Below are 22,664 nucleotides of genomic sequence, written 5' to 3'. Positions count from 1 at the left end.
GCGCGTCGGTCCCCCACTGCGGGCGAATGGGGTAGCGTCGGTCAGCACCGATATGCTACCCTTACCGCATGCTATGGGGATCGGGCCGGAAGTGCAAAGCGATTGCCGCACGGTTCGTGACGGCGGTGAATGCGCGTAATGCCGACGCGCTCAGGGACCTCGTCACGCCCGATTTTACCTACATCGACAGCTGGCGGGAAGGCGTAACCGGCCGGGATCGAGTGATCGAAGGTGCTCGACTGCTTTTCGCAAGCGATCCCGATTTCCGGATGGAAGTCGAGACCGTAAGCTACAGTGAGCCCTTCGTACTCATGCGCGGTTGGATCAACAGCGCCAATCCGGATGTCGGGCGCCGTCGGGCGGTCTGGCGCGCGCGGTGCGAGGACGGCTTGATTGCCGAATGGCAGGCCTGGGCGGAGGGGCACCCGCCGCGGTTCACCCGCACATATTCGCCCGAGGCGACGATCGACATGTCGGATCGCGCGGCCGAAGCGCCAAGCGCACCGTAGCATCGCCTGGACCCGCCGGACCATTAAACAGCTCCGGCGAACTTAGAATTGCTCGGCGGCGTCGATCAGGCCAGTCAGCTTGCGGGGCGCGACGCTCCGCCAGCTACGCGACAGCCAGTCGCGGATGGCGTTCCAGTCTGTATCGCCGAGATCGAGGCGGATGCCGATCCATCCCGCGCCGAAATATGGCGGACGGTAGTATCGCTGCGGGTCCACTTCGATCAGCTGCGCCTGCTCGTCCACGCCGCTGATGCGGGCAAGGAGAGCGATCTTGCCGTCGCTGTGGTGATCGACTGAAACCCAGGCGAACTTCTTGCCCTTGATGATGCCGAAGCACGGCATGCCGTGGCTAACGGTTTCTTCAGCTTGCGGCTGCGCGAGGGCAAGCTGGCGAACCTGATCCACCAGCCAGTCGGCATGGTAGGGGCGCGAGACGAGTTCCGACAGCACGCGCGGGTAGAGTTGGTGTTCGGCGATCAAGACGCGCGCGGCCAAGGTTTCCTCTGTATCGCCTGCCAGCACCGCTACTTCCGTTTGACCGAGCACCTCGCCCGCGTCGAGTTCGTCGGTAACCAGGTGGACCGAGCAGCCCGCCTTGGCGTCGCCGGCCGCCAGCGCCGCGCGGTGCGTATGCAGCCCGGGATATTTTGGCAAAAGCGACGGGTGCACGTTAGTTAGCCGTCCGCTCCAGTCGGATACGAACTGGCTGCCCAACACTCGCATATAACCGGCAAGCGCAACGTATTCCGCTCCGCTTGCGCGGATCGCCGCGTCCATTGCTGCGTCATGATCGGACCTGCTCATACCTGTGTGACTGAGCGCGAAGGTCGGGATGCCTTCGCCTTCGGCAACGGCCAAGCCTGGGGCGTGAGGGTCGTTGCTCGCCACCAGCACGATCGCATAAGGCGCCTCGGGAACGCGGCTTGCGTAAAGCAACGCGGCCATGTTCGTGCCCTTGCCCGAGATCAGCACGGCAACCTTGGCAGGCTTACCCAACGTGGCGCGCTTCCCAAGCTTCACGGGCGCTCCACGTCCCGGCGCTTCCGCGGACGGTGCAGCCGCGCGGACCCTCGATCACTTCGCCGATCCGGCTCACGGTTTCCCCTCGCGCCTCCAGCTGCGCCGCCACTTCGCGGGCAGAGTCCGGCGCCACCGCCAGAACCATGCCAATGCCGCAGTTGAAGGTTCGCGCCATTTCCGCCGGTTCGATCCCGCCTTGCGCCTGCAGGAACGCCATCAGGCGCGGCTGCTCCCAGGCATCGCCGTCGATCATCGCATGCGCGCCGTCCGGCAGCACCCGGGGGATATTCTCAAGCAAACCGCCGCCGGTGATATGCGCCAGAGCATCAATTTTCCCCCCACGGATCAGCGGCAACAGCGCTTGCACGTAAATGCGGGTCGGAGCGATCAGCGCATCGATCATCCGGGTTTCTGGATCGAACAGGGCAGGGCGGTCGAGCCGCCAGTCCTTGTCCGCCGCGAGCCGGCGAACCAGCGAGAAGCCGTTGGAATGCACCCCGCTGCTGGCCAGTCCGAGCAGCACATGGCCGGGAGCCACGCGATCGCCGGTCAACTGCTCGCCGCGTTCCACCGCCCCGACGCAAAAGCCTGCCAGGTCGTAATCGCCAGCCGCATACATTCCCGGCATTTCGGCCGTTTCGCCGCCGATCAGCGCGCAACCCGCCTGCTTGCATCCATCGGCGATGCCGGCGATCACCCGCTCCGCGATGCCGTTGTCGAGCTTGCCGGTCGCGAAGTAGTCGAGAAAGAAAAGCGGTTCGGCTCCCTGGACGATCAGATCGTTGACGCACATCGCGACCAGATCGATCCCGACCGAATCGTGACGGTCATGTTCGATCGCGAGCTTGAGCTTCGTGCCTACGCCATCGTTCGCCGCCACTAGAAGCGGGTCGCTGTACCCTGCGGCCCGGGGATCGAAGAACCCGCCGAACCCGCCGAGTTCGCTTGTCGCACCGGGACGCGCGGTTGCCTTCGCCAGTGGAGCGATCGCCCGAACCAGCGCATTGCCGGCGTCGATGGACACCCCCGCGTCGGCATAAGTGTAGGGGCTGTTGCGGCGCTGGTCATCCATGCGCGGCGCGTAACGCTTTCGCACTTGGATTTCCATGGGGCTTTGGGCAAAAGGCCGCGAGTTTCCCCATGGCCACCCGCATGCTCCTTCCGCGCGACCCGCGCCGCGCCGCCCTGATCGGCGTCATCGCACTTACGGTTGCGCTTGGCGCGCTGCTGGGGGGCCAGGCTCTGCTCGCCCAGATCGCGGGCGATCGCGGCATCGCGGCGGTGGCTGCCTCGGGCGACATCCAGGTGGGCGGCGTCGAGGTGGACGTGACTGCCAAGACCGCGGAGGAAGCGCGCGACGAAGGCTGGCGCGAAGCGATGAAGCTGGCGTGGAAGAAGATAGGCGGACCCGCCATTCCCGATGGTCAGCTTTACAGCATGGTCTCATCGGTCGTGGTCGAGAGTGAAGAGCTTGGCCCCAACCGTTACATCGCCCGGCTCGGGATCGTATTCGATCGCGCGCGCGCGGGCGGGTTGCTGGGACGGGGCGAAGCCATCGCTCGCTCAGCGCCCCTGTTGCTGGTCCCGGTGACATTTTCCGGTGGCACGCAGACCGTCTATGAGATCCGCAACCCGTGGCAGCGTGCATGGGCCGAATACCAGCCGGGCGGGAGCCGGATCGACTATGTGCGGCCCGTCGGCTCGGGCGGCGATTCGCTGCTGGTAACGTACGGCCAGACTACGCGGCGCAGCCGGACCTGGTGGCGCAACGTGCTCGATCAGTTCGGTGCCAGCGACGTGTTGATCGCGATCGCCGATCTGAAGTACCAATATCCGGGCGGCCCGGTGCAGGGCACCTTCACCGCCCGCTACGGGCCGGACAGTACCTACCTCGCCACTTTCAAGCTGACGGCTCCCAATCAGGCGTCGCTGCCCACGATGCTTGATCAGGCGGTGCTCCGTTTCAACGCGATCTACGAACAGGCGCTGACTGACGGCAAGCTCAAACCCGATCCGACGCTCAACCTGGGGGAGCCGCAGATCGATCCGGCAATCCTGCAATTGATCGAGCTTGGCCGGGCAGCCGATGCGCAGGAACGCGCCCGCGCTACCGCTGCGCGAAACGCTGCGAGCGCTGCCGGGACGCCTCCCGCGCCGACTCCAACCGAAACCGGAACGCCCGCGGTCATCAACAGCTTCACCGTACAGGTGCCAACTCCTGACCCCGCGGCATTCGAAGGCGCCGTCGCGTCGGTGCGCGCCGCGATCGGCGTGCGCGGAGCGGCGGTGACGAGCGCGGCCATCGGAGGGACATCGGTCCTCTCGGTCAGCTTCGCCGGCGACGCGGCGGGCTTTGCGGCGGCGTTGCGCGGCCGGGGCTACACCGTTCGCCAATCGGGCAATTCTTTCGCGATCAGCCGGTAATGGGCCAGATCGCGCTGCCGCTGATGACGCGGCGGGCGGACGACCCGGTGCGTATCGTTATCGGTAACGCCAATCAGACCGTCATCGACGCCCTGTCCGAACCCGCCGCATGGCCCTTTCTGGTCGCTATCCTCGCAGGGCAGCCCCGCAGCGGCAAGTCGCTGCTGGCTCGCTGGGCTGAAGGGCAAGGCGGTATCGAAGTCTGCGATGACGCCGACGCGGCTGACGAGACAGAGCTGTTTCATCGCTGGAACCGCGCCCAGGAAAGCGGGCGTCCGCTGCTGCTCGTAACCAGCCGCGACCCTTGGCCTGTCACCCTGCCGGACTTGCGTAGCCGCCTTGGTGCCGCGCTCCATCTGACCATCGGCTTCCCAGACGACGAGATGGTCGCGGCGCTGATCCAGACCCACGCCGCGGCGCGCTCCCTTGTCGTAAGCGAAGGCGCGCTTACTTACTTGGTTCCGCGCGTGGAGCGTACCTTTGCCGGGATCGAAGCGATCGTCGCGACGGTGGATCGGCTAAGTCTGGAGCGGATGGTTCCGCCGACGCTGTCGGTGTGGCGCGACGCGCTCGAAGCGGTGCAAGGTGCGGAGCAGCCGCGCTTGCTTTGAGGCAACAATGGTGGGAGTCTGGGACCCGATGTTCGACCGTCTCTATGGTTACCTGGATTCCATCCGCGCGCGGGATCCTGCGCCGCACTCCCGATGGGAGATATTGCTCTATCCCGGAGTGATCGCCGTTGGCCTGCATCGCGCGGCGCACTGGCTTTATGAAGCGCGGCTGTTTTTCCTGGCGCGGCTGATCAACCATTTCAGCCGCTTTCTCACCGCGATCGATATTCATCCCGGCGCAGTGATCGGCCGTAACCTGTTCATCGACCATGGCTTTGTCGTGATCGGGGAGACGGCGGAGATCGGGGACAACGTCACGATCTATCAGTGCGTGACCCTGGGCGGGACGAACCCCACCAACGGGATTGGAGGAAAGCGCCATCCGACCGTGCGGGACAACGTAATCATCGGATCGGGGGCGCAGGTCATCGGTCCGATCGTTCTGGGCAACCGCGCCCGGGTCGGCGCGAATGCCGTCGTCACGGACGACGTGCCCGAAGGCGCGACGATGATCGGTCTCAAGGCGCGGTCGACGCTCGTGCCCGCCGAAGAGTGGATCAAGGATTTTCTGCCGTACGGCACGCCGTGTGAAGAGCCGTGTGCGCCCAGTCGCGACTGCGTCGAGAAGCTGGAAAGCGAACTTGCCGCACTGCGGGAGGAGATCGCTCAGCTCAGGGCTGCGATCCCGGCGTCCGCCGGTTCCCCGCGCCGCGGGGGAGCCAAGCGCGGATGACCTTTGGCCAAGGGGGCTCTGTTCTCCCGTTCCCCGGGCGAGGTGTTGGCCAAGTGGGTTTCGCGCGGGATGAACTGTCGCGCATCCTTGACCTCTACGGTCGTATGGTGGCCGCGGGGGAGTGGCGCGACTATGCGATGGACTTCACGCGCGATTTCGCCGCGTTCGCAGCGTTCCGCAGGGCCGCGGAGCGGCCCCAGGCGCGGATCGAGAAGCGGCCTGCGTTGCGCGGGCGTCAAGGCATGTGGACCCTGTTTGGGGAGCACGGCCAGGTGCTGAAGCGCGGTCACGAACTCGCCGGGGTACTGGCCCCGGTCGAGCGCCGTCTGCTAAAAGCTGTCGACTAAGGCCGAAGCGCCGGCTCGAGCCCGGCGTCTTCGGCCTTGCCTCGTTCAGCCGCGTGCGGACGAGGGTCCGTTGCCGCCGGTCACCTTCTGCATCGCCGTCATGATCGCGCCCGATTGCTCGCTGCCCGAATTGGGCGAACGCAGATTGGTCTGCGCACTGATCTGTTCCCAGTTCGCGGCGAAGCCTTCGACAGTCCGCTCCTGCTCGGGCAGCCAGACGGCATCGTTCATCATCACCCAGGCGGAATGATAGCCGCCGCCGCCGGCACCGACGATCGCATTGGTCGGCGCGTCTTCACTGACAAGATACAGGGCTGCGGGCACGACGTTCTCGGGCGCGAACAGCTTGAACGCCTGCTCAGGGAACAGATCTTCGGTCATGCGGGTGCCGGCCACCGGTGCCAGCGTATTGACCTTGATCCCGTACTTTGCGCCTTCCAGCTGCAGCGTCTTGGTCAGGCCCGCGAGGCCGAGCTTCGCCGCGCCGTAGTTTGCCTGGCCGAAATTACCGAACAGGCCGGTCGAAGAGGCCGTCATCAGGATGCGGCCATAAGCCTGCTCGCGCATCAGCTCCCAGCACGCCTTGCTGGCGTACGCCGAACCGTTGAGGTGCACGTCGACGACGAATTCGAAGTCCTTTGGCTCCATCTTGGCGAAGGTCTTGTCGCGCAGCACGCCGGCGTTGTTGATGAGGATGTGCACGCCGCCCCACTTCTGCTTGGCGTCGGCGACCATCTTTTCCATCTGCTCGTATTCGGTGACCGAGGCGCCATTCGAGACGGCCTCGCCGCCGGCCCGCTCGATCTCTTCGACCACCTGCAAAGCCATGTCGGAGTGGCCGGTACCGTCGCGCGAGCCGCCCAGATCGTTGACGACGACCTTCGCGCCCCGCCGTGCTAGTTCGAGCGCGTATTCGCGGCCCAAACCGCCGCCAGCGCCGGTGACGATGGCAACCTTGTCCTTGAACGAGATGGTCATGCTGCTTGTCCTCCTGGATAGGGGCGAGGTTTACGCGCCCGTAAAGTATGTCGCGGCGTTGGCACCAACCGCTCGGCTATGCAACCGCGCTACATCGTCTCGAGCGCGGGTATCAGTTCAGCGAAATTTGCGACGGTGGCATCGCCCCCAAGCTCTGTGGGTGGCTTGTCGCAATAGCCGTAGGCAGCCACCACCACCGGAACCCCTGCGGCGCGGGCGGACAACACGTCGTAGCTGCTGTCGCCGATGTATACGAAGCGCCCGTTGCCCAGCCGTGCTCGCGCTTCGATCAGCGGATCGGGCGCCGGCTTCGATCGCCCTTTGCCGAGCGTATCGCCGCCCAGGATAACCTCGAATCGCCGCGCAAGGCTCAGCCGTTCCAGAATCGCCCTGGCAAAACTTTCGAACTTGTTGGTCACCAGCGCGAGGCGCACCCCTCGTGCGGCCAGCAGGTCGAGCGTGTCGGCCGCGCCAGGGTACGGGCGCGTGTGCACGCAGTTGTTCTCCGCGTAAAATGCCAGCAGCGCCTTGTAGAGCAGGCGAAATTCCTCGTCCGGCAGTCCTCCGCGGCTGTCGATCACGCGCTTCAGCATCATCTTCGCGCCGCCGCCGATCAGACCCTCGATCGCTTCCACCGGAACGGGTTCGAACCCGCCGACGCCTAATGCGTGATTGACCGCCGCCCCCAGGTCGCGGTGGGTTTCCAGCAAGGTGCCGTCGAGGTCGAAACCGACGATGTCGAAAGGAAAATCAGCCATCGATCCCCGGGAATACCCTGCATTCTTTCAACCGCAAGGAATTGGTGCCATTGGCGTCCGCATGAGAGAATTCGCCGCTGTAATCCTTGCCGCGGGCAAGGGCACCCGCATGAAAAGCGATCTGCACAAGGTCCTCCACCCGATCGGTGGACGGCCGATGCTGCATCACTTGATGGCCAGCGTGGATGCACTGGGGCCGAGCCGGACGGTGGTGGTCGTTGGCAGCGGGCGCGAGCAGATCGAAGCGGCGGTCAGCGGGCGCGCGACGACCGCCCTGCAAGAGCCTCAACTGGGCACGGGCCACGCGGTGCAACAGGCCCAGGCCTGTCTCGAAGGCTTCGCTGGCGACGTCCTGATCCTCTACGGGGACGTGCCGTTCGTCCGGGCGGAGACCATGCAACGCATGCTCGACCGCCTGCATCAGGATGATGCTCCGGCCATCGTGGTGCTCGGCTTCGAGCCTGCCGATACGCTGCAATACGGACGCGTCATTGCCGGTTCCGATGGCACGATCGAGAAGATGGTCGAGCATAAGGATGCGAACGAAGCGGAGCGTGCATGCCGGCTGTGCAACTCAGGCCTGATGGCGGCGCGCGGGGAGGACCTGTTCGCCCTGTTGGGCCGCGTCGGTAACGATAACGCCGCCGGTGAGTACTACCTGGTCGATGCGGTCAATGTGGCGCGCGGCGATGGGCGCAAGAGCGCGGTCGTAGTTACCGATCTGGCCGACGAGGTGGCCGGCATCAATTCCCGCGGCGAACTCGCGGTGGCAGAAGCGCAGTGGCAGGACTTGAAGCGCGAAGAGGCCATGGCGAACGGCGCCTCGCTCAGAGCGCCAGAGACAGTGTTTTTCAGCTGGGATACGGCACTCGGCCGGGATGTTACGATCGAGCCCAACGTGTTTTTCGGTCCGGGCGTCAGCGTTGCTGACGGCGCGACGATCCGGGGTTTCTCACATCTGGAAGGAGCTATAGTGGGAGAGGGCTGCGAGGTTGGCCCGTTCGCGCGGCTGCGGCCCGGCGCGGTGATGGAACGCGGCGCCAAGGTTGGCAACTTCGTCGAGATGAAGAAAGCGGTGCTGGGAGAGGGTGCTAAAGCCAATCACCTCACATACCTGGGCGATGCCGAGGTCGGAGCGGGGGCCAACATCGGTGCGGGCACCATCACGTGCAATTACGACGGGTACTTCAAGTACAAGACCGTGATCGGCGAACGCGCCTTCATTGGCTCCAACAGTGCCTTGATCGCCCCGGTCAGGATCGGCGCGGACGCGATCGTGGCCGCCGGAAGCGCGGTCAGCCGCGATGTGGCCGACGGGGAACTGCGCATGGTGCGCGGTGAGCAGCTGGTAAAGCCGGGGTGGGCCGATCGCTTCCACGATGCGATGAAAAAGAAGAAATCCGACCGGAAATCGGGTTAGCGCCAGATAGGCTTTTCCCGCGCCAGGTGGTTGCGGATGGTGGTCGCCGCCACCCCCGCCTGGCCCATCGCATTGCTGATCTGATCGAGGCCCTTCACGACGTCGCCCGCAGCGAAGAGGCCCGGGACGGAGGTCTCGTAATGATCATCGGTCAGGACGCAGCCGTCATCGGTGGTATTGGCACCGATCAGTTCGATCAGTTCCGAACGCACATGGCTGCCAAGTGCCGGGTACACACTGTCAAACGCCATCCGCCGAGTGCCCGTATCGAAGGCAAGGGCGTCGCCCTCGATCGCAAACCCGCCGCAAGGTCCATCCTCGACGACAATCCCCGCCTCTCGCAGTGTCTGTCTCTGCTCATCATCCAGGTCGTGTTCCCCCTTCGGGCAAACCAGTGTGAGATTACGCGTGAAGCCCCGGAGAAACATCGCTTCGGCACTTCCGTGCCCGCCTGAGCCAATCACCGCGACACGCTTGTCGGTCACTTCGTAACCATCACACACCGGGCAGTAGCGCACCAGGCCGCGGGCGAGCGCCTCATCATGGACATCGTCGGACAGGGCTGCGGGACGGCGATTGACCACGCCCGTCGCGAGCAGCACCGAGCGTGCGGTGTACGTTCCGCTGTCGGTGCCGATGACGAAGTGGTCGTCGATCTTGGCGAGATGATTGACCAGCTTCTCTTCGCGCACGGCACCGTACTTGCGCGCCTGTTCGCGCATTCGGCGAAGCAACTCCTTGCCCTCGATACCGTCGGGATAGCCCGCATGATTGTGAGTGCATGGGATCCAGGCCGCGCGGCTGGTGCCACTGTCGAACAGGCGGATCGAAAGGTGATAGCGGGCGAGATAGATCGCCGCCGTCAGACCCGCCGGCCCGGCACCGATGATGATGCAATCGTCGGGTGTGTTTTCGTCAGTCATTGTTGCCTTGCCCTCCGGCCTTGCGCATGGGCTTGAGACCATGACCTTCGCCGCCACCGTCTTAACGCTATATCCCGAGATGTTTCCCGGGCCACTGGGCGTTTCTCTTGCAGGGCGCGCTCTTGCGCGCGGCGACTGGTCGCTGGAAGCAGTGCAAATTCGCGATTTTGCCACTGACAAGCACCGCACGGTCGATGATACCCCAGCCGGGGGCGGCGCAGGAATGGTATTGAAAGCCGACATTCTGGCGGCGGCGGTCGATAGCGTCACGGATCATCGGCCTGTGCTTGCCATGACGCCGCGCGGTGCGCCGGTCACCCAAGCACGGATCCGGGCGCTCGCGGACGGGCCAGGCGCAGTCATCCTGTGCGGCCGGTTCGAAGGGTTCGACGAACGGCTGTTTGAAGCGCGTCCTGTGATCGAACAGGTCTCACTCGGCGACATCGTTCTTTCGGGCGGAGAGCCTGCTGCACTGGCCCTGCTCGATGCTTGCATTCGCCTGCTGCCCGGCGTAATGGGCGCGCCGACTAGCGGGGCCGAGGAATCCTTCGAAGAAGGGCTGCTCGAATATCCGCAGTATACCCGACCATCGATATGGGAAGGGCGCACGATCCCCGAAGTGCTGCGATCGGGGGATCATGCGAAAATCTCAGGCTGGCGCAAGGCCATGGCCGAGACCGATACACGGCTACGCAGGCCGGACCTTTGGGAACGCTATTGTGGCGTTCGGGGCCGACCTGCCTCTGGTGCGCGGCGTGAAATGAAGGACACGGACCAGTGAACCTGATCCAGACGCTCGAGGCGGAAGCCATCGAGGCCCTGACCCAGGGCAAGGAAATGCCCACCTTCCGCGCCGGCGACACGCTGCGCGTGGGCGTGCGCGTCGTCGAAGGCGCCCGCACGCGTACCCAGAACTTCGAAGGCGTGTGCATCGCGCGCTCGAATCGCGGCATCAACAGCAATTTCACCGTCCGCAAGATGAGCTTCGGCGAAGGCGTGGAGCGCGTTTTCCCGCTCTATTCGCCGAACGTCGAAAGCGTGACGGTCGTGCGCCGCGGTGTGGTGCGGCGTGCCAAGCTGTATTACCTGCGCGGCCGGACCGGCAAGCGGGCTCGTATCGCCGAGCGCAAGCAGCCCGTCAGCCAGTAAGCAGACTTTCAGGCTATGGAAGGGCGCTCCGGGTGACCGGGGCGCCTTTTGCCGTGTTGCTTCCGCGTTTCTTGGAAACGCTTGTCTCTCGGGAGTGCCGCCCTTAGGTGACCGCTCCGCTAATCTTCAGGAGTGGTAGCGATGGGTTACCGGGTGGCCGTGGTCGGCGCGACCGGCAATGTCGGACGTGAGATGCTCGCCGTCCTGGCTGAGCGTGAGTTCCCGTGCGACGAAGTCGCGGCGGTCGCGAGTTCCCGTTCCACCGGCACGGAAGTCGAATTCGGGGACACGGGCAAGATGCTCAAGTGCCGCAACATCGAACATTTCGATTTCGCGGGTTGGGACATCGCTCTGTTTGCCGCCGGCAGCGGGCCTGCAAAGGAATATGCTCCGAAAGCTGCCGCGGCAGGGTGCGTGGTGATCGATAATTCCTCGCTCTACCGCATGGATCCCGACGTGCCGCTTGTCGTGCCGGAGGTTAATCCCGACGCGATCGACGGCTATGCCAAACGCAACATCATCGCCAATCCCAACTGTTCCACCGCGCAGATGGTCGTTGCGCTGAAGCCGCTGCACGATGCGGCCGGAATCCGGCGCGTGGTCGTCTCGACCTACCAGTCGGTCAGCGGTGCGGGGAAGGAAGGGATGGACGAGCTGTTCCAGCAGAGCCGCGCGATATTTGTCGGCGATCAGGTGGAGACCAAAAAGTTCACCAAGCAGATCGCGTTCAACGTGATCCCGCACATCGACAGCTTCCTCGACGACGGTTCGACGAAGGAAGAGTGGAAGATGGTGGTCGAAACCAAGAAGATCCTCGACCCCAAGATCAAGGTCACAGCCACGTGCGTACGCGTGCCGGTGTTCGTGGGCCACTCCGAATCGGTGAACGTGGAGTTCGAGCGCGAAATCTCCGCGCAACAGGCAATGGACATCCTGCGCGAGGCGCCGGGTGTGATGCTGATCGATAAGCGTGAGGACGGCGGCTACGTAACGCCGGTCGAGTGCGTCGGTGACGGTGCCACCTTCGTCAGTCGGGTGCGCGAAGATCCCACGGTGGAGAACGGGCTCAACATCTGGTGCGTGTCCGATAACCTGCGGAAGGGTGCCGCATTGAACGCGGTACAGATTGCCGAACTGCTCGGTCGGCGGCACCTGAAGAGAGGGTGACCTTGCGACCCCTTTGGGTGCTCGCCGCGCTGGTGCTTGCCAGTTGTGGTCGGGTGGGCAGCGCCCCGACGTCTGATGTATCGAAGATAGACAAGTCTGCTGGCGTCAGCGCGAAGCGCCAAGGCAAGGCGATCGTAGATTCACAAGGCGTGATCTTCGATTTGCCGGGCGGCAAGACCGGCGAGTTTACGTTCGGCACGCCGCGTGGGTCGATCGAGCCGGTGGCAGCCAGAGTGTTCGGCGCGCCCGAAAACAGTCGAAATGACGAGTGCGGCGCAGGACCCATGGAGTTCGCGCGCTACGGGCCGATCACGCTCAATTTTCAGGATGGCGAGCTCGTCGGCTGGATGGCTCGCGAAGGAGAAGGCGTCCTGACCAGCGACAGCGTGATGCCGGGCAAGCCGATGCGCGACCTCAAGATCGCGCGAAGTGCGCGAATGATCGAGAACAGCACGCTTGACGGTGAGTTCGAGTACCTCGCCGCTGACGGCCGCCCGATCCGGGGGTTCGTTGAAGGCGAGGGTCGCGACGCGAAGATCGCGAGCCTTTATGCCGGGCAGAACTGTTTCTTCCGTTGAACGAGCACTAGCGTTTCGTCAGATTGCCGCGGCACACGCTCAACGCCAGACGCGGACGGCGGACACTGTCTTAACGCTTGCGGCCGTCTGTGAAGACCGTCACGTCGGTCGATAGTCCGGCGATCATCTGGCGTGGGGGTTTGCCGTCAATGGCGATGCGCACGGGAACACGCTGCGTGACCTTCACCCAATTGCCGGTGGCGTTCTGCGCCGGCAAGACCGAGAATTCAGACCCTGTGCCCGCTCCGATCGACATGACGTGGCCCTTTACCGTCAGGTTGGGATACGCATCGAAGCGAATTTCCGCCGGCTGACCGACCGCCATCTTATCGAGATCGGTCTCCTTGAAGTTCGCCTCAACGTACGTGGTCTCGGTCGCGACCAAGGTCAGCACGGGCACCCCCTGGACCAACTGCTGGCCCTGCTGCAGCCGATCTGCCTGCGCGACCCGGCCGCTTAGCGGGGCGCGCACTTCGGTCCGGCTGAGGCTCAGCTGGGCGACTGCTCTTTGCGCTTTGCCGGCGGCAATCTGGGGATTCTCGTCAGGCACTTGAGCGCCGGTCGAAAGGCGGGCGCGCGCCTCTTCCTGCCGCGCCTGTGCCGCCCGCAGCCGTTCACGCGCCTCGGCGACCGCGTGCTGCGCAGCCTCCAGATCGGCCTTGGTGGTGAACCCGCGGCGCCACAAAGCTTGCTGACGATTGAGCGTGGCTTGCGCAAAACCGATGTCTTCGTTCGCAGCCGAGATGTCGGCGCCGGACAGGTCCGACGAGTTTTCCAAAGCGGTGACGCTCGCCTGCGCTAACGCGATCTGCGCGTCCGCTTCCTGGATTTGCAGGCGAAACGGTGCGGGATCGATGCGGAACAACAGGTCGCCCTGCGTGACCGTCTGCCCCTCCTTGACGGCGACGTGGACGATTCTGCCGGCAACTTCCGCGCTGATCGACACCTTGTCCTGCTGGACGTATGCGTTGTCGGTCGAAACCTTGCCCTGAAGGCTCAGCCAGTACAGCCCGCCGCCCACCACCAGTACCAGCGGCAATGCCACCATCAGCGCCAGCCGCCCGATCCGCCGCTTGGGCTTGGCAGCCTTGGCAGGGGCGTCCTGCGCCTCGCTGGTCACATTGTCTGGAGCGAAGGGCTCTGCGTCAGCCATCGAGCCCTAAACTTATGACAATGGTCTTCATGTGGGGGTTCAAAGCTCAAACAGTTGCAAATTGCAATCCTGACGAGCGCGGCAAATGCCTTTCGCAATCCATGCGACACGATAGAAGCTTGCCCGCGGCCAGTTACGAAAGAGCGCGGCTGCGAATGCGGCGGGTTGCGTTATCATGCGCAGACCGCCCTGCGGAGCTATTTATGCCGGGCTCGGAAACCCTGAGCGATGCGTGGTCGAACACTCGTCACCTGACTCGCATCCGCTCGCATGAGTACGATGTACTGACGCAGAACTGGCGACACACCGGCGCCCAGCGTCCGATGTGACCAAGGGAGATGACAGAGTGGGCGATGCAACACTGACGACGGTATCCGGTTTTGATGGTCAGCCATTGGCGGTGCACCGGTTGGGGGCTGGGCGTCCGGTCGTGCTCTTGCACGGATTGTTTTCGGAAGCCGGGACAAACTGGATCAAGTTCGGCCACGCTGAACGGCTTGCCGCTGCCGGATTTGAGGCGATCATGCCGGACCTGCGCGGACATGGAGCCAGCGCAAAGCCGCACGAGCCGGCTGCCTATCCGCGCGACGTGCTGGTGCGCGATATCTTCGCACTTGTTGACGAGCTCGCGCTCGACGATTTCGATCTGGTAGGCTTTTCCCTTGGGTCCCGCACGGCCGCTCGGGCGGTCATCGCCGGGTTGGACCCTCGGCGACTGGTGCTCGCGGGAATGGGGTTGGAAGGACTGGCCGGGTGGAACCGGCGCGCCGCGTTCTTCCTTGATGCGCTCGCCCGGTTCGATCACGTGAAGCACGGAGATCCGGCGTTCATGGCGGTCAGTTTCATGAAGACGCAAAAGGTGGACCGGGTGGCCGCGCGGCTGCTGCTGGAGTCGGTGGCGGACACCGATCAGGCAGAATTGGCCAGGATCGCGATGCCCACGCTGGTGCTATGTGGGACAGACGACCGCGATAATGGCGATCCGCACAAGCTGGTCGCCGCGCTGCCTGACGCGACGCTGACCGAAATCCCCGGCACCCATATGAGCTCGGTGACCGAGCCGGCGCTGGGGGACGCGCTCGTCGCTTTCCTCACGGGTTGATTAAGCCAGCCCTCAGGTCTTAGGCGTTAATCCGTCACAACTATTCAGAACGTCGCATTTTCAATGAGGTCAATGATGAAGCACGCTTCCGTCGCGCTTGCCGCGCTTGCTGTCGCCCTTGCGGCTCCCGCCTACGCGCAGGATGCCGCCCCCGTTGCCGCGCCGGCGACAGCACTTGCTTATCCGATGACTGCTGCCGGGGCGGCGCAATTCGTCGCGGCGGCCGAGAAGGACCTGTTCGATTACACGGTCGAGGCCAGCCGGGTGAACTGGGTCAACGCGACGTACATCACGCATGATACCGATGCGCTGGCCTCTCAAATCAACGCTGTCGGCACCGAAAAAAGCGTCCGATATGCCCTTGAGGCTGCTCGCTACGCCGCGCTTCCGGGGCTCGATGCCGATGTGAAGCGCAAGCTCGATATCCTGCGCAACGGCATCGTCTTACCCGCGCCGACCACCCCCGGAGCAGCCACTGAGCTCAACACGATCGCGACCAACCTGCAATCGCAATATGGCAAGGGCAAGGGCACGCTCAACGGAAAGGAAATCAACGGCTCCGACATCGAGGCCGAGATGGGCAATCTCGAGCGGACCCCAGCCGAGCTCTCGGAAATGTGGGCCAGCTGGCACACCAACGTCGGGGCGCCGATGAAGGACGACTACGCTCGAATGGTCGAGATCGCCAATGACGGTGCGGCCGAGCTCGGCTTCGCCGACACCGGTGCCATGTGGCGTTCGGGCTATGACATGAGCCCGGCGGAATTCACCGCGATGACCGAGCGGCTGTGGCAGGAAACCAGGCCGCTGTACGAGGCGCTGCACACGTACGTGCGCTGGAAGCTCAACGAAAAGTATGGCGACGCCGTGCAAAGCAAGACCGGTCCGATCCGCGCCGACCTGCTGGGTAACATGTGGGCGCAGGAGTGGGGCAACATCTACCCACTCGTCGCACCGGCGGGTGCGGGCGATGTCGGCTATGACATCGGTGAGTTGCTCAAGGCGCAGGGCAAGACGCCGCTGGACATGGTGAAGATCGGCGAGGGGTTCTATTCCTCGCTCGGGTTCGAGCCGCTGCCCCAGACATTCTGGGAGCGCTCGATGTTCGTGAAGCCGGCGGACCGTGAGGTCGTGTGTCACGCCTCAGCATGGAACGTCGACAACAAGGACGACATCCGCATCAAGATGTGCACCAAGGTGAATGGGGACGATTTCATCACCATTCACCACGAACTCGGCCACAACTATTACCAGCGCGCCTACAACGGGCAGTCGCTTGCCTACCTCAATGGCGCGAACGACGGGTTCCATGAGGCGATCGGGGACTTCGTCGCCCTGTCCATCACTCCGCAGTACTTGGTCGACATCGGCCTGCTCGATAAATCGAAGGTGCCGAGCGCCGACAAGGACACCGGGTTGCTGCTGCGCCAGGCGATGGACAAGGTCGCGTTCCTGCCATTCGGCCTGCTGGTGGACAAATGGCGTTGGGGCGTGTTCGACGGGTCGATTACCCCGGCAACGTATAATCAGGCTTGGGTCGATCTTAAGAAGCAATACCAGGGCATCGTCCCTCCGGTTGAGCGCCCTGCGAATGCGTTTGACCCTGGCGCCAAGTTCCACATTCCCGGCAACACGCCGTACACGCGCTATTTCCTCGCCCGGATTCTGCAGTTCCAGTTTTACCAGGCAGCCTGCGAGCAGGCGGGCTGGAAGGGGCCGCTGCATCGCTGCAGTTTCTACGGCAACAAGGAAGTGGGCCAGAAGCTGAACGCGATGCTGGAAATGGGTGCGTCGAAGCCTTGGCCAGACGCGCTCAAGGTGTTCACCGGTACCAGTGAAATGAGCGCCAAGCCGATGCTGGAATACTTCGCGCCGCTCAAGAAGTGGCTCGATCAACAGAACAAGGGCAAGCCGACTGGCTGGTAAGAAGGTGCGCGCGCATGCCTCTGTTCAGGCGTTGCGCGCCATCAGCCCGCCGTCGACCGGGATGATCGCACCGGTGATGTAACTTGCGGCGGGGAGCACGAGGCTGAGGGCGATATGCGCCACCTCCTCGGGCTCTCCGTAGCGGCGAAGCGCAGTCCGGCGGCGGGCAAACTCAGCTTTGGCCTCGTTTGCCACGCTCGCCGTCATGCCCGTGTTGATCGGACCCGGGCAGATGCAGTTTACGGTGATGCCCTCCTTCCCTAGGTCGACCGCCAACCCCCGGGTGAGGCCGACCACACCCGACTTGGCCGCAACATACGGTGTGTCACCCGCGGTCGCGCCGAGCCCTTCGGTCGAGGCAATGTTGACGATCCGCGGCGCCTCGCTGCGACGGAGATGGGGCAGGGCGGCGCGAACCATCCTCTGCTGGCCGGTCAGCAGGATCAAAAGCGCCCGCGTCCAGACTTTCTCATAATGATCACCATTATCGAGCGACGCGAAAGCCGAGATGCCGGCGTTGTTGACCAGGATATCGATCCCGCCGAAATCGCTGGCGATCCGCGCCACTTCTCGTTCGATCGCTCGGGGATCAGCGACATCGAGCGCATAGCCGCGTGCGCCGCCGCCAGCTTCAGCAGCCACGCGGTCGCAGGCGTTCTGGTCGATGTCGGTCACGGCGACTTGCGCTCCGTGCGCCGCGAACAATCGCGCAGTCGCTCGGCCGATGCCGCTGGCGGCGCCGGTGACGATGACGACGCGCCCAGCGACGGAGCGTGCTTCGGGCGCCAACAGTTCCATGCTCATGGCAGGTGACATATCACGCCGCCACGCAGACCTCCTTATCTAAAGGGCGGCTCGTTGAATGCCCGCAGCTTGCGGCTGTGCAGCCGGTCGCCTTCGTCACGCAGCCGGCGGCAGGCGGTCACGCCGATCTGCAAGTGGGCGGCGATCGCCTCTTCATAAAACTTGTTCGCCTGGCCAGGCAGCTTGATTTCTCCATGCAGCGGTTTGTCGCTGACGCACAGTAGCGTGCCGTAGGGGACCCGGAAGCGGTATCCCTGGCCGGCGATGGTGGCGCTTTCCATGTCGACCCCGACCGCGCGCGAAAGGGACATGCGGCGGGCCGACTGCGTGTACTGCAGTTCCCAATTGCGATCGTCGGTGGTGACCACGGTCCCCGTGCGCATGCGCTGCTTGAGGTCGGCGCCGTGAGCGCCGCTCACTTCTTCGGCCGCGCCGTAGAGTGCTTGCTGCACTTCGGCGATCGCCGGCAGCGGGATCTCCGGCGGGAGAACCGGGTCAAGCACGTGATCGTCGCGAAGATACGCGTGGGCGAGCACGTAATCGCCGATTTTCTGGGTGGGGCGCAAACCGCCGCAGTGGCCGATCATCAGCCATGCTTCCGGACGGAGCACGGCCAAGTGATCGGTGATCGTCTTCGCGTTCGACGGCCCGACGCCGATGTTGACCAAAGTAATGCCGGATCGGTTCTCACCGATCAGGTGATAAGCGGGCATCTGGTGCCGCCGCCACGCGGTATCCGACAGCTGGAGCCGTGCGTTGGCACGGCGCTCCGTCAGCATGAGTCCGCCCGCCCCGGCAAGGGCCACAGAGCCGTTCTCGCCCAACTGATCAGCCGCCCAGTCCACGAACTCGTCAACGTAGCGGTGATAATTGGTGAACAGGATATAGCGCTGAAAATCCTCGATCCGCGTGCCCGTGTAGTGCGCCAGACGCGCCAGCGAGAAGTCTGTCCGGAGCCCGTCGAACAGCGACAGCGGGATAGTGTCGCCGATGTTCAGGTCGATCCCGTCGGCTAGTTCGTCGCCGATCAGCGCCAACTCGGTGGCCGGAAAATGCCGTGCGAGATCCTGCGGGCTAATCCCCGCCATTTCCGCGCCCGCAGCACCGTCTAGCACGTAGGGGAAGGGGATTTCCTGCCGCGACGGCCGCACCTCCATCTCCACGGTATAGTCGCCGGTGATATGCTGTAGCTGTTCGCGCAGGTAATCTTCGAACAACGCCGGCCGGGTGACCGTCGTTGCGTACACCCCCGGTGCGTTGAGCCGCCCGAAGGCGCGGCCGCGGCCTTGCGCCGCTTCGCCGCCGGCAAAGCGGATGCGCAGTTCAGGATAGGCATAGCTGCCGTCCATCCGCCGCCCGGACGCGGGCAGGGCGCCGCTGCGCGCATAAGCGACGATGTCTTCGCGCAGGGTGTTCACCGCGCGCGTGTATAGCTCGCTCAACTGGGTGAGTATCATATCAACCGATTGCATCATCCGCCGTTAGCGCGGCCGCGCGTGCAATCCTAGCGCAGTTGTGCGCCTAGCCGCCGCGGGACTGGCGCGGACGGATCAGGCCGACAGCGACAGTCGCGGCAGCGAGGCCCAGGCCGAGAGCGGTCGTGGTCAGGGGGTGCATCTGCGCCTCTAGTGCAAGACTGGTCTTGCGGACCCGGTTGTTCTGGTTGGAGTGGACCCGGCCATCCTCTCGCGGCTCGAACAGGTTGTCCTTCGCCCCTGGCTCCGGCGGCACGCTGCTGGTCTGCGCCGATTCGCCCATGAATCGTTCCATGATGACGTCGGTCACGCCCGGCATCAGGTTGCCTAGCTTCGTGATCATGAACCCTTGCCCGCCGACCACCAGCTCTCGCTTTGGGTTGGCGCAGGCAAAGCAGATCGCCTTCGCGACGAGTTCGGGATCGTACAATATTGGCGGGATCGCCGCCGGACGGTCCATCTTGTTGCGCGCATGCTCGGGATACGGCGTGTCGATGCCATTGGGCTTGATAAGGGTAACGGACACGCCGGCGTCGTCCCGTTCGAGCTCCATCCGCAGGGATTCGGTAAAGCCGAGCACCGCATGCTTCATGGCGCAATAGGGGCCCTGCAACAGCACCGAGCGCTCGGACAGGACCGAACCGACATTGATCAGCGCCCCGCCGCCCCGATCGCGGAGCGTCTTGCTCCCGTAGAGCGAACCCGTAACCGTTCCAAAATAGCCGACGTCGAAGACCCGGCGGTGCTCTTCCAGGGAGACATCCTTCAACTCGCCGTACATCGCGACGGCCGCGTCGTTGACCCAGCTGTCGAAACCGCCGAATTCGCGCGTCGCTGCCTCGCCCACGCGGTCCGCCCATCCGGCATCCGAGATGTCCTCCACGCACACGGCGGCGCGGCCACCGTCAGCCCGGATGTCGGCTGCTGCCTGTTCGAGGGCTTCTCGGTTGCGGGAGACCATCATCACCGCTGCGCCTTCGCGCGCCGCGCGTCGTGCGGTGGCAAGTCCGATACCTGACGAAGCGCCCGTGATCACGATGGTTTGCTGGCTGAGCGGCTTGAGCTTGATGGGCACGGCAAAAATCTCCTTCGCCAACCCTACTGCTGAGCGGGAGTATCGTGCCGCGGTCTGGCTTATGCGGCCGTCGCGCTAACGCACTGCACATAAAAAAGGGGCGCCGGTGATCCCGGCGCCCCTTTGAATGCTCATGCAGAACCGGCTCAGCTTTCGCTGGCTTCCGCGCGCTCTTCCAGGAGATCGGCGGGAATTTCGCCGGGTTCAAGCGACTTGTCGACGGCTTCGGTGAAGCCTTCGCTCTCGCCGCGCTCTTCCTCAGCCATCGCGCCGATCACATCGACGCCCTGGCGCTGGAGTTCGGCCTCGTCGTCCGAACGGGCGACGTTCGCCTTCACCGTCACGTGCACTTCAGGGTGCAGGGCGATAGTGATGTCGTGGATGCCGAGCGTCTTGATCGGGTGACCCAAGACGACCTGACGCTTGTCCACCTTGTGGCCGCCAGCTTCGAGGCCCTGGACCACGTCGCGGACACTGACCGAGCCGTACAGCTGGCCAGCGTTTGACGACGAACGGATCAGGACGATCTCGGCGCCTGCCAGGCTCTCGCCGGCTTTCTCGGCGTCGCCGCGGCGGTTCGCGTTCTCGGTCTCGAGACGCTCGCGGTTGGCTTCGTAGACCTTGCGGTTCGCATCGTTGGCGCGCAGCGCCTTCTTTTGCGGCAGCAGGTAGTTGCGGGCGTAGCCGTCCTTGACGGTCACGACATCGCCCATGGCGCCCAGATTGGCGACGCGTTCGAGCAGGATGATATCCATTGTCAGCGCGCTCCTTACTTCACGATGTAGGGAAGCAGGCCGATCTGGCGCGAACGCTTGATCGCGGTGGCGAGCTCACGCTGCTTCTTGCCGGACACGGCAGTAATGCGGGACGGCACGATCTTGCCGCGTTCGGACATGAAGCCCTGCAGCAGGCGCACGTCCTTATAATCGATCTTCGGCGCATTCTTGCCCGAGAACGGGCACGACTTGCGGCGGCGGAAAAACGGGCGGGCCATCAGTCGCGCTCCTCACGGTCGCGACGCGGCTTGCGATCGCGGTCACTCTTGCGCATCATCACGCTCGGGCCACCTTCGTGCTCTTCGACGCGTACGGTGAGGTAGCGGATGATGTCTTCGTTGATCCGGGTCTGGCGCTCAAGCTCGGCCACGACGGCGCCAGGGCCCTCGATGTTCAGCAGCACGAAGTGCGCCTTACGGTTGCGGTCGATCTTGTAGGCGAGATTCTTGAGACCCCAGGTCTCGGTCTTGGTCACCTTGCCGTCGTTTGCTTCGACGATCTCGGTGGCCGTCGCGGCCAGTGCATCGACCTGAGCTTGGCTCAGATCCTGACGCGCGAGAAAAATGTGCTCGTAAAGAGCCATGTCTCACGTCCTTGTTGTTACCGATCGCTGGCACATCCCGCGCGGATCGCAGGGGCCCCTCCGGCTTTCTTCCATCCCAAGGCTCGGCCCGGAGAAGCGGCGCACATAGCGCCCTGCGGCACAAAAGCAAGGCTTGTGCGCTTGGCTGGGACGGGGCAGGCGCCGCCGGACAAGGAGAACAGAATGCCCGGCGGACTGGTTGCTTTGCTTGACGACATTTCGGTCATCGCGCGGGTCGCAGCGGCGTCGATCGACGATGTCGGTGTTGCCGTAGGCAAGGCGGGGACCAAAGCTGCGGGCGTGGTCATCGACGATGCGGCGGTCACGCCGTCCTACGTGACCGGCCTTCATCCCTCGCGCGAATTGCCGATCATCGCCAAGATCGCGCAGGGCAGTTTGAAGAACAAGCTGCTGTTCCTGCTGCCGGGGGCGCTCTTGCTGAGCTGGCTGCTGCCCCAGGCGATCACCTACATTCTGATCCTGGGCGGCAGCTATCTCGCGTTCGAGGGTGCGGAAAAGGTACTGGAGAAGCTTGGCGGGGAAAAGCACGGCAAGACGCTTGAGGATGCGATCGACGATCCCGCGAAGTTCGAGCAGGAGCGGATTGCCGGCGCCATCCGGACGGACCTGATCCTTTCGGCCGAGATCATGGCCATCGCGCTGAACGAGGTCGCCACCCAGACAGACAGCTTCTGGACCCGCGCTATCGCCCTCGCAGCGGTGGGCATCGCGATCACCGCGATCGTCTATGGCGCTGTGGCGCTGATCGTGAAGATGGACGATGTGGGCCTGCACATGACTGAGCGAGCCTCGACGAGCGCGCAGGCAATTGGCCGGGCGTTGCTCAAAGCAATGCCCATATTGCTGACCGCGCTGTCGTTGATCGGGACGATCGCCATGCTGTGGGTAGGCGGCGGCATCGTCCTTCATGGGCTGCATGAGCTTAATTTGCACGCGCCCTCGGATCTGGCGCATGGGGCGCAGCACGCGGTCGAGGAGGCTACCGGCGCGTTCGCCGGGGTCGCCGGATGGCTCACTTACGCAGCGATATCGGCGCTGGTCGGCCTTGCTCTCGGCATGCTCATCGTGTTCGTCATGCACAAAGTGCTGCGGATGGGGCACGGCGTCGGCAAGGAAGCCGAAGCGCACTGAG

Annotated in this window: 25 protein-coding genes; 13 read left to right on the top strand and 12 right to left on the bottom strand. The window is 64.2% G+C overall.

Features of this window, described 5'->3' with window-relative positions:
• The first annotated feature begins 68 nt into the window (after positions 1–68).
• Positions 69–509 carry a nuclear transport factor 2 family protein gene (locus E0504_RS09685; RefSeq protein ID WP_131623449.1) on the top strand — a complete coding sequence of 147 codons (441 nt, stop codon included), beginning with the start codon at positions 69–71 and terminating at the stop codon, positions 507–509.
• Positions 510–551: 42 nt separating this feature from the next.
• On the opposite strand, the gene purN is transcribed toward E0504_RS09685, so the two are convergent.
• Both purN and purM read right to left on the bottom strand, forming a co-directional pair.
• Positions 552–1,529 carry a phosphoribosylglycinamide formyltransferase gene (gene purN, locus E0504_RS09680; RefSeq protein WP_207912426.1) on the bottom strand — a complete coding sequence of 326 codons (978 nt, stop codon included), beginning with the start codon at positions 1,527–1,529 and terminating at the stop codon, positions 552–554.
• Complete coding sequence (purM, locus tag E0504_RS09675) at positions 1,498–2,601, bottom strand: phosphoribosylformylglycinamidine cyclo-ligase (protein ID WP_131623447.1); 1,104 nt, start codon at positions 2,599–2,601, stop codon at positions 1,498–1,500. Before purM ends, purN begins: the two co-directional genes overlap by 32 nt.
• A gap of 68 nt (positions 2,602–2,669) precedes the next feature.
• On the opposite strand from purM, the gene E0504_RS09670 reads away from it, so the two are divergent.
• From E0504_RS09670 to E0504_RS09655, 4 genes are read left to right on the top strand one after another with little or no spacing between them, the layout of a single operon-like run.
• Positions 2,670–3,953, top strand: coding sequence for a hypothetical protein (locus E0504_RS09670; protein WP_207912424.1), 1,284 nt, complete (start codon positions 2,670–2,672; stop codon positions 3,951–3,953).
• Positions 3,953–4,564 (top strand): DnaA ATPase domain-containing protein, encoded by a 612-nt coding sequence (locus E0504_RS09665; RefSeq protein ID WP_131623445.1) that lies wholly within the window; start codon positions 3,953–3,955, stop codon positions 4,562–4,564. Before E0504_RS09670 ends, E0504_RS09665 begins: the two co-directional genes overlap by 1 nt.
• A 28-nt stretch (positions 4,565–4,592) precedes the next feature.
• Positions 4,593–5,297, top strand: coding sequence for a serine O-acetyltransferase EpsC (gene epsC / locus E0504_RS09660; RefSeq protein WP_131623443.1), 705 nt, complete (start codon positions 4,593–4,595; stop codon positions 5,295–5,297).
• Positions 5,294–5,644 carry a DUF2794 domain-containing protein gene (locus E0504_RS09655; protein ID WP_131623441.1) on the top strand — a complete coding sequence of 117 codons (351 nt, stop codon included), beginning with the start codon at positions 5,294–5,296 and terminating at the stop codon, positions 5,642–5,644. Before epsC ends, E0504_RS09655 begins: the two co-directional genes overlap by 4 nt.
• Before the next feature lie 45 nt (positions 5,645–5,689).
• Here E0504_RS09655 and E0504_RS09650 read toward each other — a convergent pair whose 3' ends face one another.
• Both E0504_RS09650 and E0504_RS09645 read right to left on the bottom strand, forming a co-directional pair.
• Complete coding sequence (locus tag E0504_RS09650) at positions 5,690–6,622, bottom strand: SDR family NAD(P)-dependent oxidoreductase (protein WP_131623439.1); 933 nt, start codon at positions 6,620–6,622, stop codon at positions 5,690–5,692.
• A gap of 89 nt (positions 6,623–6,711) precedes the next feature.
• Positions 6,712–7,380 carry an HAD-IA family hydrolase gene (locus E0504_RS09645; RefSeq protein WP_131623437.1) on the bottom strand — a complete coding sequence of 223 codons (669 nt, stop codon included), beginning with the start codon at positions 7,378–7,380 and terminating at the stop codon, positions 6,712–6,714.
• 61 nt (positions 7,381–7,441) lie between these two features.
• Here E0504_RS09645 and glmU point away from each other — a divergent pair, with 61 nt between their 5' ends.
• Positions 7,442–8,800 (top strand): bifunctional UDP-N-acetylglucosamine diphosphorylase/glucosamine-1-phosphate N-acetyltransferase GlmU, encoded by a 1,359-nt coding sequence (glmU, locus tag E0504_RS09640; protein ID WP_131623435.1) that lies wholly within the window; start codon positions 7,442–7,444, stop codon positions 8,798–8,800.
• On the opposite strand, the gene E0504_RS09635 is transcribed toward glmU, so the two are convergent.
• Complete coding sequence (locus E0504_RS09635) at positions 8,797–9,723, bottom strand: NAD(P)/FAD-dependent oxidoreductase (protein ID WP_131623433.1); 927 nt, start codon at positions 9,721–9,723, stop codon at positions 8,797–8,799. The genes glmU and E0504_RS09635 overlap by 4 nt on opposite strands.
• A 40-nt stretch (positions 9,724–9,763) precedes the next feature.
• On the opposite strand from E0504_RS09635, the gene trmD reads away from it, so the two are divergent.
• From trmD to E0504_RS09615, 4 genes are all read left to right on the top strand, one after another.
• Entirely contained in the window at positions 9,764–10,504 is a 741-nt protein-coding gene (trmD, locus tag E0504_RS09630; RefSeq protein WP_131623431.1) for a tRNA (guanosine(37)-N1)-methyltransferase TrmD, read from the top strand.
• On the top strand, positions 10,501–10,872 hold the full coding sequence (gene rplS, locus E0504_RS09625; protein ID WP_131623429.1) for a 50S ribosomal protein L19: 372 nt from the start codon (positions 10,501–10,503) through the stop codon (positions 10,870–10,872). Before trmD ends, rplS begins: the two co-directional genes overlap by 4 nt.
• Before the next feature lie 141 nt (positions 10,873–11,013).
• Positions 11,014–12,039, top strand: coding sequence for an aspartate-semialdehyde dehydrogenase (locus E0504_RS09620; protein WP_131623427.1), 1,026 nt, complete (start codon positions 11,014–11,016; stop codon positions 12,037–12,039).
• Complete coding sequence (locus E0504_RS09615) at positions 12,036–12,617, top strand: hypothetical protein (protein WP_165938459.1); 582 nt, start codon at positions 12,036–12,038, stop codon at positions 12,615–12,617. The genes E0504_RS09620 and E0504_RS09615 overlap by 4 nt, the downstream gene beginning before the upstream one ends.
• 70 nt (positions 12,618–12,687) lie before the next feature.
• Here E0504_RS09615 and E0504_RS09610 read toward each other — a convergent pair whose 3' ends face one another.
• Positions 12,688–13,770, bottom strand: a complete 1,083-nt coding sequence (locus tag E0504_RS09610) for an HlyD family secretion protein (protein ID WP_131623423.1) — start codon at positions 13,768–13,770, stop codon at positions 12,688–12,690.
• A gap of 346 nt (positions 13,771–14,116) precedes the next feature.
• Here E0504_RS09610 and E0504_RS09605 point away from each other — a divergent pair, with 346 nt between their 5' ends.
• Both E0504_RS09605 and E0504_RS09600 read left to right on the top strand, forming a co-directional pair.
• Positions 14,117–14,872 (top strand): alpha/beta fold hydrolase, encoded by a 756-nt coding sequence (locus tag E0504_RS09605; protein ID WP_207912420.1) that lies wholly within the window; start codon positions 14,117–14,119, stop codon positions 14,870–14,872.
• A 75-nt stretch (positions 14,873–14,947) separates the two neighbouring features.
• Positions 14,948–16,798 (top strand): M2 family metallopeptidase, encoded by a 1,851-nt coding sequence (locus tag E0504_RS09600; RefSeq protein WP_131623927.1) that lies wholly within the window; start codon positions 14,948–14,950, stop codon positions 16,796–16,798.
• 24 nt (positions 16,799–16,822) lie between these two features.
• Here E0504_RS09600 and E0504_RS09595 read toward each other — a convergent pair whose 3' ends face one another.
• The 6 genes from E0504_RS09595 to rpsF form a co-directional block, all read right to left on the bottom strand.
• Entirely contained in the window at positions 16,823–17,596 is a 774-nt protein-coding gene (locus E0504_RS09595) for an SDR family NAD(P)-dependent oxidoreductase (RefSeq protein ID WP_373693884.1), read from the bottom strand.
• Between the two features lie 41 nt (positions 17,597–17,637).
• Complete coding sequence (locus tag E0504_RS09590) at positions 17,638–19,074, bottom strand: AMP nucleosidase (RefSeq protein ID WP_131623925.1); 1,437 nt, start codon at positions 19,072–19,074, stop codon at positions 17,638–17,640.
• Between the two features lie 49 nt (positions 19,075–19,123).
• Complete coding sequence (locus E0504_RS09585) at positions 19,124–20,152, bottom strand: SDR family oxidoreductase (RefSeq protein WP_131623419.1); 1,029 nt, start codon at positions 20,150–20,152, stop codon at positions 19,124–19,126.
• 146 nt (positions 20,153–20,298) lie between these two features.
• Positions 20,299–20,907 carry a 50S ribosomal protein L9 gene (gene rplI / locus E0504_RS09580; protein ID WP_131623417.1) on the bottom strand — a complete coding sequence of 203 codons (609 nt, stop codon included), beginning with the start codon at positions 20,905–20,907 and terminating at the stop codon, positions 20,299–20,301.
• A gap of 14 nt (positions 20,908–20,921) precedes the next feature.
• Positions 20,922–21,146: a 30S ribosomal protein S18 gene (rpsR, locus tag E0504_RS09575; RefSeq protein ID WP_126175369.1), complete on the bottom strand. Its 225-nt coding sequence runs from the start codon at positions 21,144–21,146 to the stop codon at positions 20,922–20,924.
• Entirely contained in the window at positions 21,146–21,511 is a 366-nt protein-coding gene (rpsF, locus tag E0504_RS09570; protein WP_131623415.1) for a 30S ribosomal protein S6, read from the bottom strand. Before rpsF ends, rpsR begins: the two co-directional genes overlap by 1 nt.
• A gap of 183 nt (positions 21,512–21,694) precedes the next feature.
• Between rpsF and E0504_RS09565 the strand changes: the two genes are divergently transcribed.
• On the top strand, positions 21,695–22,663 hold the full coding sequence (locus E0504_RS09565) for a DUF808 domain-containing protein (RefSeq protein WP_131623413.1): 969 nt from the start codon (positions 21,695–21,697) through the stop codon (positions 22,661–22,663).
• Position 22,664: the final 1 nt, after the last annotated feature.

Source organism: Parafrankia sp. BMG5.11 (assembly GCF_004337455.1).
Note: the sequence above shows the minus strand (reverse complement) of the source record. Positions and strands in the feature narration are given on the sequence as shown.